This window comes from Streptomyces sp. NPDC096046, from assembly GCF_040303285.1.
Classification (GTDB): Bacteria; Actinomycetota; Actinomycetes; order Streptomycetales; family Streptomycetaceae; genus Streptomyces.
The window spans coordinates 78,807-96,655 of record NZ_JBEOSZ010000014.1 but is presented as its reverse complement, the minus strand read 5'-3'; the positions used below and the strand labels follow the sequence as shown (position 1 = coordinate 96,655).

Below are 17,849 nucleotides of genomic sequence, written 5' to 3'. Positions count from 1 at the left end.
TCGCAATGGACGCGGTGGACAGGCAGCTCATCCAGGCCCTGAGGGAGAACGGCCGGGCCTCCTACGCGGAGCTGGGACGCCTCGTCGGACTGTCGGGACCCAGTGTCACCGACCGCATCAACCGGCTGGAGGCGGCCGGGGTCATCACCGGCTACCGGGCCACCGTCGACGCCGCCTCGCTCGGCCTCGGTGTCACCGCCCTGATCGGCATCTCCCTCTCGGACGCCACCGACCACGAGGACGTGGCGCAGCGACTGAAGGACCTCTCGGAGATCGAGGACTGCTGGTTCATCGCCGGCGACGACTCGTACATGCTCAAGGTGCGGGCGGCGGACGTGGACGGCCTGGAGAAGATCATCCGGCGGCTCAGCGGCACGAAGGGCGTCTCGCGGACGCGTACCACCATCGTGCTGTCCACCAAGTGGGAGAACCGGGTCGGAGAGCTGCCGGAAGAGGAGTAGTCGTACGGTGGGGGCGTTGTCGATGAAAGGTGTGGGCATGGATCTCGGGCTCAAGCGCGAGCTGGAGGAGAAGGTCAGGGCGGGCGTCCGCCTGACCCGTGAGGACGGCATCGCGCTGTACGAGTCGGACGACCTGGCCTGGCTCGGCGGCCTGGCGCACGAGGTGCGCACCCGCAAGAACGGCGACGTCGTGCACTTCAACGTCAACCGGCACCTCAACATGACCAACGTGTGCACGGCCTCCTGCGCGTACTGCTCCTTCCAGCGCAAGCCGGGAGAGAAGGACGCGTACACGATGCGGATCGAGGAGGCCGTCAAGCTCGCCAAGGCGATGGAGTCGGACAACCTCACCGAGCTGCACATCGTCAACGGGCTCCACCCGAACCTGCCGTGGCGCTACTACCCGCGGTCGCTGCGCGAACTGAAGGCGGCGCTGCCGGACGTCTCGCTGAAGGCGTTCACGGCGACGGAGATCCACCACTTCGAGACCATCTCGGGGATGAGCGCGTCGGAGATCCTCGACGAGCTGATCGACGCCGGTCTGGAGTCCCTGACCGGCGGTGGCGCCGAGATCTTCGACTGGGAGGTCCGGCAGCACATCGTGGACCACCGCACCCACTGGGAGGACTGGTCCCGCATCCACCGGCTCGCGCACGAGAAGGGTCTGAAGACCCCGTGCACGATGCTGTACGGGCACATCGAGGAGCCCCGGCACCGGGTGGACCACGTGCTGCGGCTGCGTGAGCTGCAGGACGAGACCGGGGGCTTCCAGGTCTTCATCCCGCTGCGCTACCAGCACGACTTCGTCGACATGCGGGACGGCAAGGTCCGCAACCGGCTCCAGGCCCGGACGCAGATGGCGACGGGCGCCGAGGCGCTCAAGACCTTCGCGGTGTCGCGGCTGCTGTTCGACAACGTGCCGCACGTCAAGGTCTTCTGGGTCATGCACGGCGTGCAGACCGCGCAGCTCGCGTTGCTGCACGGGGCCGACGACATGGACGGGTCGGTCGTCGAGTACAAGATCACGCACGACGCGGACAACTACGGGACGCCGAACAAGCTGACGCGTGAGGACCTGCTCGATCTGATCCGCGATGCCGGGTTCCGGCCGGTGGAGCGGAACACCCGGTACGAGATCATCCGGGAGTATGACGGGCCTGACCCTGAGAGGCGTGAGTCTCCGCAGCCGATGAGGGTCTGACCCCTTCGTCGGCGGCCGCGGGTGCGTGGGGCTGGTCGCGCCCCGCGGCGGAGCCGCATATCCACGGAGTCCCGCGCTCCTGCGGTGGGTACCCGGAGGGCATGGTCGGTACCCAGGCCCCTGAGGATGCCTACACCGCCGAGCCCTTTGTGCCCGAGCGCGGTGGGCTTCCCGCTCTGCGGAAGGCCGCTGCCCAGTGCCGGGGCTGCCCGTTGCACCGGGACGCCACCCGGACCGTGTTCGGGGACGGGAGTAAGGACGCCCGGGTCATGCTCGTCGGGGAGCAGCCCGGGGATCAGGAGGACCGGCAGGGGAAGCCGTTCGTCGGGCCGGCCGGGAAGCTGCTGGACCGGGCTCTGACGGAAGCCGGCATCGATCCCTCCGAGGCGTATGTCACCAACGCCGTGAAGCACTTCAAGTTCACCCGGGCCGAGCCCCGCAAGCGGCGGATCCACAAGGCGCCCACCCTGCGGGAGATGACCGCGTGCGGGCCCTGGCTCGCCGCGGAGCTCGCGGTCGTGGAGCCGGAGCTGATCGTCGTCCTGGGGGCCACCGCCGGGAAGGCGCTGCTCGGGTCCTCCTTCCGGGTCACCCAGGTGCGCGGCACCGTGCTGGAGGAGGAGATCCACGGGCGGCCGGAGCGGCTCGTGCCGACCGTGCATCCGTCGTCGGTGCTGCGGTCCGACGACCGGGAGGCGGCCTACCGGGGGTTGGTGTCGGATTTGAAGGTGGCGGCAGACGCCCTGGCGTAATAGCTACAATCCCGGCATGCCCCTTACCTTCACACTCGACCCCGCCGTCACCCCCGATATGCGCGACGGCCTGCTCGATCTGTGGACCGATGTCTCCAACGCCGGCGGCGCCGTCGGGTACGTGCCGCCGGTGACGCGGGAGGAGATCCGCCCCGCGCTGGTACAGCACTTCGCCTTGATGGCGGAGGGGCGGGTCAAGCTGCTCGTCGGGCACGACGAGGCGGGGCGGGTCGCGGCGACCGCGTTCCTGACCTTCAACACGCACCACCTGATGACCCACTGGCTGTGGCTGTACACCGTGATGGTGCATCCGCGTCACCAGGGCAAGGGCTACGGCCGCGACCTGCTCGCCGCCGCCGCCGACGCGGCCCGGGGCATGGACGGGATCGAGGCGATCCGGCTGACCTGCCGGGGCGGTCTCGGGCTGGAGCGGTTCTACGCCACCTGCGGCTACAAGGAGGTCGGGCGGATTCCCGGAGCGATCCGCGTGGCCCCCGGGGACGACCGGGACGACGTCGTCATGCTGCTGCCCCTGGCCTGACCCCCCTGCAAGATCGGCCCCCCGGCGTGCTTCACTGGACGGTGCCCCTTTGGGTGCGTTCCGACCGTTCGAACCGGAAGAGTGGATTGAGATGCTCCGCTACACGCTGATGCGCCTCGGGATCTTCGTGGGCTGCCTCGTGGTCGTCTGGGGCCTCGTCTACTCCGGCCTCGCCCCGCGCGGCCTCGGCGCGTCCAACGGTCTGTGGATCGTGATGCTCGCCCTGCTGATCTCCGCGCCGATCAGCTTCGTCGTGCTGCGCAAGGAGCGGGACCGGGCGTCCGTCCAGGTCGCGCGGCGGGTCGACCGGATGAAGGCCAACCTGGACGCCAACCGCAGCCAGGAGGACGGGGCCGACGACACTGCCCGGGCCCAGGGGCAGGCCTCGTAAGGTCCCCCACACGCGTTCGCGGCGCCCCGTTTCCGTACATGCTCGGAAACGGGGCGCTTTGCGTTGTATGGGTGTGTGTGAGTCATCACCTCTCAAAGCCAGGCTTTGAGGTCCTCAAAGCTCCGGTGTTAAGGTCGTCGTATGAAGTCGGCAGCCGCGCCCCACTCGCCCCTGAGCGTTCCGCTCGTGGCGCGCCTGCACGTGGATCTCTGTCGGTGCGCGTCCGCTTTCTGTCGTTCCTGACGTAACGCAACCCCCCGCCGTCTCCCACGTCAGTTCCCCTACGCGTCCCCCCAACGGAGTCAGTCCGTGTCCTCACACACGAAGTCCTTCAAGGTGCCCTTCTGGGCCCAGATACTCGCCGGTCTCGTCCTGGGTGTGCTGCTCGGCTGGCTGGCCCGCAGTCAGGACCTTTCCTGGCTGGTCACGACGCTGGAAAAGGTCGGCGACACCTTCATCGGGCTGCTGAAGCTCGCGGTCGCCCCGCTCGTCTTCTTCGCGATCCTGGTCTCGATCACCAACCTGCGGAAGGTCAACAACGCGGCCCGCCTGGCCTCGCGCACCCTCCTCTGGTTCATGATCACGTCGCTGATCGCGGTGAGCATCGGCCTGGTCATCGGCCTGCTGACCAACCCGGGCGCCGGTACCGGCCTCACGCCCAAGGACGGCGGGAAGCCCAAGAGCACCGGTTCCTGGATCGACTTCCTGACCGGCATCGTCCCGACCGACGTCATCACGCCGTTCACTCAGCTGAACGTGCTCCAGATCGTCTTCATGGCCGCCGTCGCCGGTATCGCCGCGCTCCAGCTCGGTGAGAAGGCCCAGCCGATCCTCACCCTGAGCGAGTCCGTCCTCAGCCTGCTGCAGAAGGCGCTGTGGTGGGTCATCCGGCTCGCCCCGCTCGGCACCATCGGCCTGATCGGCTACGCCATCGCCACCTACGGCTGGGACCTGATCGGCAAGTACGCGACGTTCACCGCCGACATCTACATCGGCTGCCTCATCGTGATGTTCGGCGTCTACCCGACGCTGCTCGCGACCGTCGCCAAGGTCAACCCCGTCCAGTTCTTCAAGGGCGCCTGGCCCGCGATCCAGCTGGCCTTCGTCTCCCGCTCGTCCGTGGGCACCATGCCGCTGACGCAGAAGGTCACCGAGCGGCTCGGCGTGCCCAAGGAGTACGCCTCCTTCGCCGTGCCGTTCGGCGCGACGACCAAGATGGACGGCTGCGCCGCGATCTACCCGGCGATCGCCGCGATCTTCGTGGCCCAGATCTTCGGCATCCAGCTCGGCATCGGCGACTACCTGCTGATCGCGTTCGTCTCGGTGGTCGGCTCCGCCGCCACGGCCGGTCTCACCGGCGCGACGGTCATGCTGACCCTCACCCTCTCCACCCTCGGCCTGCCGATGGAGGGCGTGGGCCTGCTCCTCGCGATCGACCCGATCCTGGACATGATCCGCACCGCGACCAACGTCGCCGGGCAGGCGCTGATCCCGGTGCTGGTCTCCGCCCGCGAGAACCTGCTCGACCGCGACGCGTACGCCACGGCCGACGGCTCCTCCCTGGAGGAGTCGCTCGACGAGCCGCTGGACGAGCCGCGCGACAAGGCGGAGCCGGTCCCCGCGGTCGCCTGACCGACCGGCCGGCCGCACGCGTCGACGGGCCCCTGAGCGGTCCTTCCCCGGCTTCCCGGGCGAGGGCCGTCCAGGGGGCCCGTACGCTAAGCGCCATGGGTGCCGTGAAGACCAAGCGGATGCCGCGCGCGGTCCGTGAGCAGCAGATGCTGGACGCCGCCGTGCGGATCTTCGGCCAACGCGGCTACATGGCCGCGTCGATGGACGAGATAGCCGAACTCGCCGGCGTGTCCAAGCCGTTGGTCTACCTGTACCTCAACTCGAAGGAAGACCTCTTCACCGCCTGCATCCGCCGGGAGGCGGGGGCCCTCGTCGAGGCGGTGCGCGCCGGGGTGCGCCGCGGCCTGCCCGCCGACCGGCAGCTCTGGGAAGGCCTCGGCGCCTTCTTCACGCACACCGCCGAGAACCCGGACGCGTGGTCCGTCCTGCACCTCCAGGCGCGCACGCACGGCGAGCCGTTCGCCGCCGAGGTCACCGCGATGCGCGAGGAGATCGTCGCCTTCGTGACGCAGCTGATCCTCGTCGGCGCCCGCGAGGCCCACCGCGACCCCGACCTGCCCGAGGGCGAGGTCGCCGGGCTCGCCGAGGCCCTGGTCGGTGCCGCCGAGTCGCTCGCCGCCTGGGCCAACGCCACCCCCGGCGTCACGGCCCACCAGGCCGCGGCCACTCTGATGAACTTCGCCTGGGCCGGGCTCGGCGACCTCATGGCCGGGCGGCCCTGGGCACCCCCGGAGGAGCAGCCGGGCCCTCACACCGGGTAGACGTCCCCCGTCACATGGATCCGGTCCTGGCGGCCGCGCAGTTCGAACCGGCCCTCGCGCGCCGCGTACGTCACCGTCCCGGGCAGCAGGACGGGTGCCCTGAACTCCGCGCGCAGACGGCAGCACTCCGTGACGCCGTGCGCGGCGAGGCAGCGGGCCACCGTCCACATGCCGTGGGCGATGGCCCGGGGGAAGCCGAACAGCCGGGCCGTGAGCGGGTGCAGGTGGATCGGGTTGCGGTCGCCGGACGCGGCCCCGTAGCGGCGGCCGACGTCCCCGGCGAGCCGCCATTCGGCGACTTCGGGCAGCGGCTCGCGCGCCCGCGTCTCCCGGGGGGCCGCGGCCGGGTGCCGCGTGCGGTGCCGGGCCAGGTACGTGCTCCTGGACTCCCACACGACGTCCCCACCGCCGCGCACCTCGGTGACGACGGTGGCCTCCGTACCGCGTCGGTGCGGCGCCAACCCGTCGACGTACGCCGAGAGTTCGTAGGCGTCGCTCGCCGGCATCCGGCCGTGCCGCGTGACCGTGATCGAGGTGTGGACCAGGCCGAGCAGCGGCAGCGGGAAGTCCCGGCCGCTCATCAGCCGCATGGCCAGGGGGAACCCGAGCACATGCGGATAGGTCAGCGGCAGCGCGTCCTCCCCGGCCGGGAACCCGCAGACCCGCTCGTACGCCGCGAGCCGCGCGAGGTCGACGCGCAGCCCGGGCACGACCAGCCGGGTGCGGGGGAACTCCGCGTCGGAGCGCGGGCGTTTGAAGGGGGACAGCAGGGCACCGCGGGCGAGGAGCGGGGCGAGGGAGGGGGACCGGACGAGGGCGAGATCGGCGGGGGCGGCCATCACGCCCCCAGCAGGCTCTGGCCGCACACGCGGACGACCTGGCCGTTGACCGCGCCCGAGGCCGGGTGGGCCAGCCAGGCGGTGGTCTCGGCGACATCGGCCGGGAGACCGCCCTGGGCGAGGGAGTTCATACGGCGGCCCGCCTCGCGGATGAACAGCGGGACGGCCGCCGTCATCCTCGTCTCGATGAAGCCGGGCGCCACCGCGTTGACCGTCACGCCGTGCTCCGCGAGCGCACGCGGAGCCAGGGAGCGGACCAGGCCGACGACGCCCGCCTTGCTCGCCCCGTAGTTGGTCTGCCCGGCGTTGCCCGCGATCCCCGCGATCGAGGCGGTGGCGACGATCCGGCCGCCGCGCTTCAGAGTCCCGTCCTTCAGCAGGGCGTCCGTGGTGCGCAGCACGCTCCCCAGGTTCACTTCGAGGACGGAACTCCAGCGTTCGGCGGGCATGTTCACCAGACGCCGGTCGCGGGTGACGCCCGCGTTGTGGATCAGCAGGTCCAGGCCGTCGGGCAGGGCGTCGGTGATCCGCGCGCCCGCGTCGGCGGCCGTGATGTCGAGCGGCAGCGCGGTGCCGCCGAGCCGCTCGGCGACCCGCCGGGCGTCCTGCTCGGCCTGCGGCACGTCCAGGACGACGACCCGGGCCCCGTCCCGGGCGAGTGTCTCGGCGACCGCCTCTCCGATGCCGCGGGCGGCGCCGGTGACCAGGGCGGTGCGTCCGGCCAGGGGGCGCTCCCCGTCGGGGGGAGCGCTGTCGTGGGGTGTTCCCACCTCGATCACCTGCCCGCTCACGTACGCCGACTTCGGCGACAGCAGGAAGCGCAGAGTGGACTCCGCGGCGGCGGCGTCCGTGAGCCGGAGCAGGTTCACCGTCCTGCCCCGGCCGATCTCCTTGCCGAGGGAGCGCGCGAAGCCCTCCAGGGCCTGCTGGGCCGCGGCCCGGTGGTGGTCGGCGGGGTCGAGCGGCGCGCCGAGCACCACCACGCGTCCGCTCGGGGTGACCGACCGCAGAACCGGATGCAGGGCCGCGTGCACCTCGGCGAGTCCCTCGACGTCCCGTACGCCGGTCGCGTCCAGGACGACGGCGGCCGTGCGGTCGGAGCCGGCGGGTCCGATCCCCGTACGGGCGAGGACCGGCGCCAGGGCGAGGGCGGACCGGCCGGCGGTGAGATGCAGCAGACCGCCGTCCAGGGCGGGCCGCTCGGGGGACCAGCGGGTCAGCGCCGCCGGCTGCGGCAGGCCCAGCCGGCGGGTGAGGAAGCGGCCGGGCGCGGTACCCGTGAAGCGCAGATAGCGGTCGGCCATGTCCAACTCCCAGTTCCGAGGACGGCTCACAGAAACCCACAGGTTCTTACTCTGAAGTAAGGTTACCGGAGGTAAGGCTACGTCACAGACGAGGAGCAGGTCGACATGAGCCCTCAGCAGCCGTCCCCGCCGGTGCGGCGCGTGGCGATCGTCGGAGGAGCGCGCATCCCCTTCGCCCGTTCCGACGGCCCCTACGCCACCGCCTCCAACCAGCAGATGCTCACCGCCGCCCTCGACGGCCTCGTCGAGCGGTACGGACTCCAGGAGCCCGGCGCGGTCGGCGAGTTCGTCGCCGGGGCCGTGCTCAAGCACAGCCGCGACTTCAACCTGGCCCGCGAGACCGTCCTCGGCTCGAAACTCCACCCCCGCACCCCCGCCTACGACATCCAGCAGGCCTGCGGCACCGGCCTCCAGGCCGTCATCGCCGCCGCCAACAAGATCGCCCTCGGCCAGACGGAATCGGCCGTCGCGGGCGGCGCGGACACCGCCAGCGACGCCCCCCTCGGCGTCAACGACTCCCTGCGCCGCATCCTGCTTCAGGCCCGCCGGGCGAAGACGCCGGGCGGGCGCCTGAAGGCCCTGGCGAAGCTCCGCCCGGCCCACCTCGTCCCCGACATCCCGCGCAACGCCGAACCGCGCACCGGCCTGTCCATGGGCGAACACGCCGCCGTCACCGCCCGCGCGTGGGGCATCGCCCGCGCGGCACAGGACGAACTCGCGGCCGCCAGCCACCAGCGGCTGGCGGCGGCGTACGAACGCGGCTTCTTCCAGGACCTGGTGGTCCCCTTCCGCGGCCTGGCCCGCGACCAGAACCTGCGCCCCGGCTCGACGGTGGAGAAACTCGCCTCCCTGAAACCGGTGTTCGGCCTCGACCACCCCGACCCGACCATGACGGCCGGGAACTCCACCCCGCTGACGGACGGTGCCGCGACCGTGCTGCTGGCGAGCGAGGACTGGGCCCGCGAACGCGGCCTGGAGCCACTGGCGTACCTCACCGCCCACGAGACGGCGGCCGTCGACTTCGTGGGCGGCGACGTGGCCGGCGGTGAGGACGGGCTGCTCATGGCACCCGCCCACGCCGTCCCGCGCATGCTGGAGCGGGCCGGGCTGGGCCTGGACGACTTCGACCTCGTCGAGATCCACGAGGCGTTCGCCTCCCAGGTGCTGGCGACCCTCGCCGCCTGGGAGAAGCGCGGCCTGGGCACGGTGGACCGCGCCCGGCTGAACGTCGCCGGCTCGTCCCTCGCGACCGGCCACCCCTTCGCCGCCACCGGCGCCCGGATCGTGGCCACCCTGGCCCGACTCCTCGCCGAACGGGACGCCCCAGCCCGGGGGCTGATCTCCGTCTGCGCGGCGGGCGGGCAGGGGGTGACGGCGATCCTGGAGCGGGCCTGAGGGCGGCGCTCACGCGGAACCTGAAGAACCCTCACCCGATCCCCGATACTGCACAGGCCTGGCTCCGGACCATCCCCGAACCCGCACAGACCCGCCACGTGAACGCCGTACGATCCCGTTCCTACCGGCAGTAACCACTTTCTGGGGTTTCGCCGGTTGAGCGCCTCGGCGTGCGAGGCACGTACGTCATGCAGCAAGCAGTTTCTCCCGCTGCACGCCCCAGGAGCCGCCCGTGTCCACTGCGTATCCCTCCTCCGCCTACGGCGACGCGTACGGAGGGCCGGTGCTGGTCGAGCCCGAGGTACGGCGGCTGGACGGGGCCGTGCGGGAGGCCTCCGTACCGCCGCTGGCCCCGCCGTGGACCCACGGGTCCCTCGCCGACCTCCCGTTCGACAACGCGAGCGCGGACCCGGGCGCGGTGGCCCTCAGCCGCAAGGACGCCGACGGGCGCTGGAGCGACGTCACGGCCGGGCAGTTCGCCGGGCAGGTGACGGCCGTGGCGAAGGGCCTGATCGCCGAGGGTCTGCTGCCGGGCGACCGGGTCGCCGTGATGGCCCGCACCGTCTACGAGTGGACGGTCCTGGACTTCGCCGCCTGGGCGGCCGGACTGGTCACCGTCCCCGTCTACCCCACCTCCTCCGTCTTCCAGGCCCGCTGGATCCTCCAGGACTCCGGCGCGGTCGCCCTGGTCACCGAGACCGCCGCACAGGCCGCCGCCCTCGGCCCCGAGCGTGAACGCCTGCCCGACCTCAAGCACCTGTGGGTCGTCGAGAAGGGCCACGTGGCGCGGCTCGCCGAAGCCGGGGCCCACCTGTCCGACCAGGAGGTCGAGGTGCGGCGCGGCATGCTCGGCCCCGACACCCTCGCCACCCTCGTCTACACCTCGGGCACCACCGGCCGCCCCAAGGGCTGCGCACTCACCCACGGCAACTTCTTCGCCGAGGTCGACAACGCCATCGAGCTGCTCTACCCCGTCTTCCGGGCGAAGACCGGCGACGAGGCCTCCGTCCTGCTGTTCCTGCCGATGTCCCACATCTTCGGCCGCATGGTGGCCATCGCCTGCGTCCGGGCCCGCGTACGGCTGGGCCACGCGCCCAGCATCAAGGCCGAGCACCTGCTGCCGGACCTGGCGAGCTTCCGGCCGACCTGCCTGCTGGCCATCCCGTACATGCTGGAGAAGGTCTTCAACTCCGCCCGCGCCAAGGCGGAGGCGGGCGGCCGGGCCGCGTCGTTCGACCGCGCGGTGGCGGTGGCGCAGCGCTACGGAGAAGCCCTGGAGGCCCAGCAGACGGGCACCGGCCCCGGCCCCACCCGCGCCCTCAAGACCGCCCGGGCCTTCTACGACCCGCTGGTCTACCGCCGCATCCGCAACGCCATGGGCGGCAGAGTCCGCTACGCCATCTGCGGCGGCTCCCCGCTCGGCCGCCGCCTCTCCGCGTTCTACGCCGGTGCCGGCATCGAGATCTTCGAGGGCTACGGACTGACGGAGAGCACCGGCGCGAGCACCGTCACCCCGCCCCTGAAACCCCGCCTGGGCACCGTCGGCTGGCCCCTGCCCGGCACCCGCGTCCGCATCGCCGCCGACGGGGAGATCCTCGTCGCCGGCGACCACGTGCTGCGCGGCTACTGGGACCCGCAGGCCGGCGGCGTCACCCCCGCCGCCCCCGACGGCTGGCTCGCCACCGGCGACATCGGCGAACTGGACGACGAGGGCTACCTGACGATCACCGGCCGCAAGAAGGAACTGCTGATCACCGCGGGCGGCAAGTCCGTCGCCCCGGCCCCCCTGGAGAACTGGCTGCGCGCCCACCCGCTGATCTCCCAGTGCCTCGTCCTGGGCGACGGCCGCCCGTTCGTCTCCGCGCTGATCACCCTCGACCCGGCCGGCATCACCCACTGGCGTCACATGAACGGCAAGCACCCCGTACCGCCGGGGCTCCTCGTCGACGACGAGGAACTGCGCGCCGTGCTCCAGCGGGCCGTCGACGAGGCCAACAAGATGGTCTCCCGCCCGGAGTCCATCCGCCGCTTCGCCGTCCTCCCCGAGGACTTCACCGAGGAGGCGGGCCATCTCACCCCGTCGATGAAGCTCCGCCGGGAGGCCGTGCTGCGCGCGTTCGCCGCGGAAGTGGAGGCCCTGTACACGCGGTGAGGCACCTTTGCGATCTCTTCACACGTGGTTCTTGACGACGCCGGGCGTCTGCCCGTTGGCTTTCGACCACCTCGTCACGATGCATCCCTCATCGGAAGGCACCACCAGTGATAGCGCGCAACCCCCGTCAGGCCGCCGTCCGGCACCTCTCCATGGCCCTGGCGGTCTCCGTGTCGGCCGTGTCCCTCACCGCCTGCGGCGACGGCGGGAGCGAGGACACCGCCGTGAAGAAGGGCAACGACATCACGGTGGGCCTCCTGCTGCCCGACCGGGACACGGCACGCTTCGAGAAGTTCGACTACCCGCTGATCAAGCAGGAGGTCGCCGCCCTCACGGACGACCAGGGCACGGTCCGCTACGCCAACGCCGAGGCCAGTGTGTCCAGACAGAGCGAGCAGTTCCAGAAGATGATCAGCGAGAAGGTCGACGTCATCCTCGTCGACGCGCTGAACTCCAAGAGCATCGCCGCGGACGTCCAGAAGGCCAAGGACGCCGGCATCCCGGTCATCGCCTACGACCGGCTCGCCGAGGGGCCCATCGACGCCTACGTCTCCCACGACAACGAACTCGTCGGCCAGGTGCAGGGCCGCGCCATCACCGGGGAACTCGGCGAGAAGGCCGAGAAGAGCAAGGTCGTCATGATCAACGGCGACCCCGCCGACCCCAACACCGCACGCTTCAAGGACGGCGCGCTCAGCGAACTCCAGGGCCAGGTGGACATCGTCAAGCAGTACGACACCAAGGAGTGGAAGCCCGCGATCGCCAAGGAGCACATGAAGGAGGCGATCCAGGCCGTCGGGCTGAACGACATCGACGCCGTCTACTCGGCCAACGACGGCATGGCGGGCGCCGTCATCGAGGCGCTCCAGGAGGCCGGTGCCACCAAGATGCCACCGGTGACCGGGCAGGACGCCAACCTCGACGCGGTGCAGCGGATCGTCTCCGGCGAGCAGTACATGACCGTGTACAAGTCCTTCCTGCTGGAGGCGACCAACGCCGCGAAGATCGCCGTGGCCAAGGTCCAGGGCCGCTCGATCGAGTTCGCCGCGCTGGTTCGTGAGACGGTCGACAGCCCGACGCAGAAGAACATCCCCGCGATGCTGGTCCCCGTGGTCGCCCTCACCAAGGACAACATCGAGGACACGGTGATCACCGACGGCGTCTACACCGTGAAGGACATCTGCACCGCCGAGTACAAGGCGGACTGCGCGGCCATCGGTCTCGAGTAGCCGAAGCGGTGGGTGCCGCACGGGTGTGCCGCACGGGTCTTGACTTCGCAAGACCCCCGCGCGAGAGTCCCCACCCCTTTCGCGTTCTCCTCAGGCTGGAGCGGCCATGACCACACGTACGGACACCGTCGCCGAACCCGGGAGTGCACCAGGGCTCCGTGCGGCGACGGCCGGCGCCCCGTCCCGCAGACGCCTGCTGGCCGGGGCCGCCGGCGCCGGCCTCGCGGTCGCCACGGGCGTGCACCAGAGCGCCCGGGCGGCCGACTTACCCCCGCTCGGCACGTACGACGTCGTCGTCATCGGCTCCGGCGCCGCCGGCATGACCGCCGCGCTGACGGCCGCGCGCCAGGGCCTGAGCTGCGTCGTCGTGGAGAAGGCCCCCACCTTCGGCGGCTCGGCCGCCCGCTCCGGAGCCGGCATCTGGATCCCGAACAACCCGGTGCTCCGCGCCGCGGGGGTGCCCGACACCCCCGCGAAGGCCGCCGCCTACCTCGCCGCGGTCGTCGGCCCGGACGTCCCCGCCGACCGGCAGCGGGCCTTCCTCACCCACGGCCCGGCGACGATCTCCCTCGTCATGGCGAACAGCCCGCTCCGGTTCCGCTGGATGGAGGGTTACAGCGACTACTACCCCGAGCTGCCCGGCGGCCTGCCGAACGGCCGCTCCATCGAGCCGGACCAGTTCGACGGCAACCTCCTGGGCGCCGAACTGGCCCGCCTGAACCCGCCGTACATGGACGTCCCCGCCGGCATGGTGGTCTTCAGCGCCGACTACAAGTGGATCGCCCTCGCCGCCGTCAACGCCCGGGGCGCGGCCGTCGCCGCCCAGTGCCTCGCCCGCGGCGCGAAGGCGGCGACGCTCGGCCAGAAGCCCCTGACCATGGGCCAGGCGCTCGCGGCGGGTCTGCGGGCCGGTCTGCGGGCGGCCGGGGTCCCGGTCTGGCTGAACACGCCCCTGACGGACCTGCACGTCGAGAACGGCACGGTCACGGGAGCCGTCGTCACCCGCGACGGCGCTCCCGGCCTGGTCCGCGCCCGCCGGGGCGTCATCGTCGGCTCGGGCGGCTTCGAGCACAACGCCGCCATGCGGCAACGCTTCCAGCGCCAACCCATCGGCACCGACTGGACCGTCGGGGCCAAGGAGAACACCGGCGACGGCATCCTCGCGGGGGAGCGGCTCGGCGCGGCGCTCGACCTGATGGACGACGCCTGGTGGGGCCCGGCCGTCCCGGTCCCCGGCCGGCCCTACTTCTGCCTCGCCGAACGCACGCTGCCCGGCGGGCTGCTGGTGAACGGCGCGGGCCGCCGCTTCGTCAACGAGGCCGCGCCCTACAGCGACGTCGTGCACACCATGTACGACGTCCACGACACCGAACCGGCCATCCCGTGCTGGCTGATCGTCGACCAGAACTACCGCAACCGCTACCTCTTCAAGGACGTCCTGCCGACGCTGCCCCTGCCCGACACCTGGTACGACTCCGGCGCCGCCCACAAGGAGTGGACCCTGGACGCCCTGGCGGCCTCGATCGGCGTCCCCGCGGCGGCCCTGCGCACCAGCGTCAGCCGCTTCAACGCCCAGGCGCGGCGGGGCGAGGACCCCGACTTCCACCGCGGCGACAGCGCCTACGACCACTACTACACGGACCCGTCGGTCCTCCCCAACTCCTGCCTGGCCCCCCTCTGGCTCCCCCCGTACTACGCCTTCCGCATCGTCCCCGGCGACCTCGGCACCAAGGGCGGCCTCCGCACGGACGCCCGGGCCCGGGTGCTGCGCGAGGACGGCTCGGTGATCCCGGGCCTGTACGCGGCGGGGAACGCGAGCGCGGCGGTGATGGGCCACAGCTACGCGGGCGCGGGCTCGACGATCGGCCCGGCGATGACGTTCGGCTACATCGCGGCACGGGACATCGCGGGGGGTTCGTAGGGGCGGGGGCGGGGCTGGGGCCCGGGTCGGTGTCGGGGTTTGGGGGATGCCCCAGGGGCCACCGTGCCCCCTTCTGACGTGCTGGGCAGCCGTCAACCGTACGGGAGGGGACCCCTGGAGATCGCACGGGGGCTTCGGCGAGGCCCGGCGGCCTACCGCCCCGGCTTGCGGGCCACGAGGCTCGCCTGGGCGACCGGCTCGCCGCTCGTCTCGTCCGGCTCGCGCAGCGTCCGCTGGCGGACGGTGAATCCGGCTGCTTCCAGCAGCGCCGCGACGCGCTCCGGCCTGCGGCGTCGGAAGGTCAGCGCCACCGGGTGGCCGAAGGCCTCCTCGTAGTGGCGGGGTTCGTCACCGCACTGAAAGCCCAGGAGGAGATGGCCGCCGGGGCGCAGGACACGGTGAAAACCGGCGAAGAGCGCGGGCAGGTGCTCCTCGGGCGTGTGGATGGTCGAGTACCAGGACACGACACCGTCGAGCGAGCCGTCCGGCAGGTCCAGCTCCTGCATCGAGCCCTGCACGAACCGCAGGTCGGGATGCTCGCGACGGGCGACCGCGAGCATCGACTCCGACAGGTCCAGCCCGAACACCGACAGCCCGCGCGAGGCCAGGAACGCCGTCACCCGCCCGGGCCCGCACCCCAGGTCGGCGACCGCGCCGCCCTCACCCACGAGCCCCGCGAACCCGTACAGCACCCCGAGGTCCAGCGGCGTTCCCGCCCCCAGGTCGCCGAAGTGGACGGCATACGCCTCGGCGACGGTGTCGTAGAACCTGCGGGTCTCGATCAGGAAGTCAGCATCGGCCATGGCCGCAGACCCTAACGCGAGCCCCTGTCCCTCCGCCCCGCACGTACCGGCCGAACCGGCTCGTGACCCTCGCATCCCTCAGCCCTCGCGCGGCCCCTCATCTTTTCGGCCCTCGCCCGACGAGCCGACCTCTCGGCCCGCCCCCGGCTCTCGGCCCCCCTGCTCCGGCTGTGTCCGCCCCGCGCCGGTATCCGCCCCCGCGCCGGTATCCGCCCCCGCGCCGGTACCCGCCCCCGCGCCGGTACCCGCCCCCGCGCCGGTACCCGCCCCCGCGCCGGTACCCGCCCCCGCGCCGGTACCCGCCCCCGCGCCGATACCCGCCCCCGCGCCGATCGCCGTGCCGAAGCCGGTGCCCAAGGCCAGTCCCATGCCGAGGTTGTCGAAGACGGTCATGCCGAGTACGAGGCCTATGGCCGTGCCGAGGGCCAGGCCTATCGACAGGCCCGTGGCCAAGGCCTTGCCGGCGGGGGAGCCGTCCTGGGTCTCGTCGGCGGGGGTGCCGTCGGCTTTGCCACTGTTCTCCCGATCGTCGCGCATCCGCCCATCGTCGCATGGCCGGAATTCGCCGGGAATTCACCGGGCGGAAGGGCCCGAAAAGGGCAGGAGCCCCGTCGCCTGGCGGCGCGGGGCTCCTTGGGTACTACAAATCAGACCGGCGTGACGTTCTCAGCCTGCGGGCCCTTCGGACCCTGCGTGACGTCGAAAGACACCTGCTGGTTCTCCTCGAGGGACCGGAAGCCGGTCGCATTGATCGCGGAGTAGTGGACGAAGACGTCGGGGCCGCCGCCCTCTTGGGCGATGAAACCAAAGCCCTTTTCGGCGTTGAACCACTTAACGGTTCCGGTAGCCATAAGCCCTCCTTGGGCCCAAAAGGGTTGCCCTGCTCCAGAACCAGCAAGTGTGAAGATGAATTCCGCACAAGTGCATATGTCTGAGAATGACGAGAGCCCGCGGTCACATGCTCCGCAGGCTCTGTACTGCAAGGGAAACCAAACTGCAACTTGCGACGAGCCTAGCACGCAGGCCGTGGAATGCAATAGGGGTCAAGATCACGTCACCCGAATGTTTGAACATCCTCCGGCCGACTGGCGGAGGGGGTGCTCACCAGGGCCCGTACCCCGACCGCGGGCCCGCGCACCGGCCCGCGCGCCCCGAGGGCTAGCCTCGCGATGTGGACAATCCTCGCACCCGGCCGCGCGTCGGCCACATCCAGTTCCTGAACTGCCTGCCCCTGTACTGGGGGCTCGCGAGAACGGGCACGCTCCTCGACTTCGAGCTCTCCAAGGACACCCCGGAGAAGCTCAGCGAGAAGCTGGTGCAGGGCGAACTCGACATCGGTCCGATCACCCTCGTCGAGTTCCTCCGGCACGCCGACGACCTGGTCGCCTTCCCCGACATCGCCGTCGGCTGCGACGGCCCGGTGATGTCCTGCGTGATCGTCTCGCAGGTCCCCCTGGACCGGCTGGACGGCGCCCGCGTCGCCCTCGGGTCGACCTCCCGCACCTCCGTCCGCCTCGCCCAGCTGCTCCTCGCCGAGCGCTACGGCGTCCAGCCGGACTACTACACCTGCCCGCCCGACCTGAGCCTGATGATGCAGGAGGCCGACGCCGCCGTCCTCATCGGCGACGCGGCGCTGCGCGCGAACATGCTCGACGGGCCGCGCTTCGGCCTGGCCGTGCACGACCTGGGCGCGCTGTGGAAGGAGTGGACGGGCCTGCCGTTCGTCTTCGCGGTCTGGGCGGCCCGCCGCGACTACCTGGAGCGCGAGCCCGTCATCACCCGCCGGGTGCACGAGGCCTTCCTCGACTCCCGCAACCTCTCCCTGGACGAGGTCGGCAAGGTCGCCGAGCAGGCCGCCCGCTGGGAGGCCTTCGACGAGGAGACCCTCGCCCGCTACTTCACCACCCTCGACTTCCGCTTCGGCGGCCCGCAGTTGGCGGCCGTCGCCGAGTTCGCGCGGCGGGTCGGCCCGACGACCGGCTTCCCGGCGGACGTGAAGGTGGACCTGCTCCAGCCGTGAGCCGGGCGGCGTTCCGGCACTCCTCTTCTGGGGAGCGCAGGCGTGCCGGGGCCGGGAACGTCCCCGCGGGCCTACGGGGGAGGGGTGACGCCATGCGGCCGCTCGACGTCGGCGAACCCACGGTCGTGGCACCCTACCGGCTGCTCGGCCGGCTGGGCTCCGGCGGTATGGGCCGGGTCCAACCGGGGCCCGCAGCGCTGGAGGCCGCACGGCCGCCTTGAAGATCGTGCATCCGCATGTCGCGCTGGACGAGGAGTTCCCGGCCCGATTCCGGCGCGAGGTCGAGGCCGCGCGCCGGGTGGGCGGTGCCTGGACGGCGCCCGTCCTGGACGCCGACCCGGGGGCGCGGGTGCCGTGGGTGGCGACGGTGTACGCAGCCGGTTCGTCGCCGTCGGCCGCGGTCGTCGACGGGTGGGTGGCGACGGTGTACGCAGCCGGTTCGTCGCC

General features: G+C 71.7%; 18 protein-coding genes and 1 pseudogene. 14 read left to right on the top strand and 5 right to left on the bottom strand.

The features are described from left to right. Positions 1-5 precede the first annotated feature (5 nt). From ABTX62_RS15255 to ABTX62_RS15220, 8 genes are all read left to right on the top strand, one after another. Positions 6-461 carry an Lrp/AsnC family transcriptional regulator gene (locus ABTX62_RS15255; protein ID WP_283973329.1) on the top strand — a complete coding sequence of 152 codons (456 nt, stop codon included), beginning with the start codon at positions 6-8 and terminating at the stop codon, positions 459-461. Positions 462-498: 37 nt separating this feature from the next. After that, positions 499-1,662 (top strand): aminofutalosine synthase MqnE, encoded by a 1,164-nt coding sequence (gene mqnE / locus ABTX62_RS15250; protein WP_352116600.1) that lies wholly within the window; start codon positions 499-501, stop codon positions 1,660-1,662. 101 nt (positions 1,663-1,763) lie between these two features. Then, complete coding sequence (locus ABTX62_RS15245; protein ID WP_352116599.1) at positions 1,764-2,414, top strand: UdgX family uracil-DNA binding protein; 651 nt, start codon at positions 1,764-1,766, stop codon at positions 2,412-2,414. A 16-nt stretch (positions 2,415-2,430) separates the two neighbouring features. Continuing rightward, positions 2,431-2,955, top strand: coding sequence for a GNAT family N-acetyltransferase (locus ABTX62_RS15240; RefSeq protein ID WP_352116598.1), 525 nt, complete (start codon positions 2,431-2,433; stop codon positions 2,953-2,955). Between the two features lie 91 nt (positions 2,956-3,046). Further along, on the top strand, positions 3,047-3,346 hold the full coding sequence (locus ABTX62_RS15235) for a DUF4229 domain-containing protein (protein ID WP_283973333.1): 300 nt from the start codon (positions 3,047-3,049) through the stop codon (positions 3,344-3,346). Between the two features lie 141 nt (positions 3,347-3,487). Next, positions 3,488-3,589 (top strand): putative leader peptide, encoded by a 102-nt coding sequence (locus ABTX62_RS15230; protein ID WP_352116597.1) that lies wholly within the window; start codon positions 3,488-3,490, stop codon positions 3,587-3,589. Between the two features lie 66 nt (positions 3,590-3,655). Next, complete coding sequence (locus ABTX62_RS15225) at positions 3,656-4,978, top strand: dicarboxylate/amino acid:cation symporter (protein WP_352116596.1); 1,323 nt, start codon at positions 3,656-3,658, stop codon at positions 4,976-4,978. 95 nt (positions 4,979-5,073) lie between these two features. After that, positions 5,074-5,739 carry a TetR/AcrR family transcriptional regulator gene (locus ABTX62_RS15220; protein WP_352116595.1) on the top strand — a complete coding sequence of 222 codons (666 nt, stop codon included), beginning with the start codon at positions 5,074-5,076 and terminating at the stop codon, positions 5,737-5,739. Here ABTX62_RS15220 and ABTX62_RS15215 read toward each other — a convergent pair. Beyond that, positions 5,727-6,578, bottom strand: coding sequence for a MaoC/PaaZ C-terminal domain-containing protein (locus ABTX62_RS15215; RefSeq protein WP_352116594.1), 852 nt, complete (start codon positions 6,576-6,578; stop codon positions 5,727-5,729). The two genes, ABTX62_RS15220 and ABTX62_RS15215, sit on opposite strands and share 13 nt — an antisense overlap. Beyond that, entirely contained in the window at positions 6,578-7,882 is a 1,305-nt protein-coding gene (locus ABTX62_RS15210) for a 3-oxoacyl-ACP reductase (RefSeq protein ID WP_352116593.1), read from the bottom strand. Before ABTX62_RS15210 ends, ABTX62_RS15215 begins: the two co-directional genes overlap by 1 nt. A gap of 105 nt (positions 7,883-7,987) precedes the next feature. Between ABTX62_RS15210 and ABTX62_RS15205 the strand changes: the two genes are divergently transcribed. The 4 genes from ABTX62_RS15205 to kstD all read left to right on the top strand — a co-directional run bounded on the left by ABTX62_RS15205 (position 7,988) and on the right by kstD (position 14,579). After that, entirely contained in the window at positions 7,988-9,277 is a 1,290-nt protein-coding gene (locus ABTX62_RS15205) for an acetyl-CoA C-acetyltransferase (RefSeq protein WP_352116592.1), read from the top strand. A 232-nt stretch (positions 9,278-9,509) separates the two neighbouring features. Further along, a complete protein-coding gene (locus tag ABTX62_RS15200; protein ID WP_352116591.1) occupies positions 9,510-11,429 on the top strand; it encodes an AMP-dependent synthetase/ligase in 1,920 nt (639 codons plus the stop codon). 107 nt (positions 11,430-11,536) lie between these two features. After that, positions 11,537-12,658 carry a sugar ABC transporter substrate-binding protein gene (locus ABTX62_RS15195; RefSeq protein WP_352116590.1) on the top strand — a complete coding sequence of 374 codons (1,122 nt, stop codon included), beginning with the start codon at positions 11,537-11,539 and terminating at the stop codon, positions 12,656-12,658. A 106-nt stretch (positions 12,659-12,764) separates the two neighbouring features. Further along, entirely contained in the window at positions 12,765-14,579 is a 1,815-nt protein-coding gene (gene kstD, locus ABTX62_RS15190) for a 3-oxosteroid 1-dehydrogenase (protein ID WP_502997955.1), read from the top strand. 152 nt (positions 14,580-14,731) lie between these two features. Here the strand turns inward: kstD and ABTX62_RS15185 are convergent, their stop codons facing one another. The 3 genes from ABTX62_RS15185 to ABTX62_RS15175 all read right to left on the bottom strand — a co-directional run bounded on the left by ABTX62_RS15185 (position 14,732) and on the right by ABTX62_RS15175 (position 16,233). Further along, entirely contained in the window at positions 14,732-15,382 is a 651-nt protein-coding gene (locus ABTX62_RS15185) for a class I SAM-dependent methyltransferase (protein ID WP_352116589.1), read from the bottom strand. A gap of 78 nt (positions 15,383-15,460) precedes the next feature. Next, positions 15,461-15,919 (bottom strand): hypothetical protein, encoded by a 459-nt coding sequence (locus ABTX62_RS15180; RefSeq protein WP_352116588.1) that lies wholly within the window; start codon positions 15,917-15,919, stop codon positions 15,461-15,463. A 110-nt stretch (positions 15,920-16,029) separates the two neighbouring features. Then, entirely contained in the window at positions 16,030-16,233 is a 204-nt protein-coding gene (locus tag ABTX62_RS15175) for a cold-shock protein (protein WP_004984723.1), read from the bottom strand. A 320-nt stretch (positions 16,234-16,553) separates the two neighbouring features. Here ABTX62_RS15175 and ABTX62_RS15170 point away from each other — a divergent pair, with 320 nt between their 5' ends. Together ABTX62_RS15170 and ABTX62_RS15165 are read left to right on the top strand one after the other, a co-directional pair. After that, positions 16,554-17,402 carry a menaquinone biosynthetic enzyme MqnA/MqnD family protein gene (locus ABTX62_RS15170; protein WP_352116587.1) on the top strand — a complete coding sequence of 283 codons (849 nt, stop codon included), beginning with the start codon at positions 16,554-16,556 and terminating at the stop codon, positions 17,400-17,402. Between the two features lie 92 nt (positions 17,403-17,494). Beyond that, positions 17,495-17,814 (top strand): annotated as a pseudogene (locus tag ABTX62_RS15165) (serine/threonine protein kinase); the annotation flags it as partial. Between the last annotated feature and the right edge of the window lie 35 nt (positions 17,815-17,849).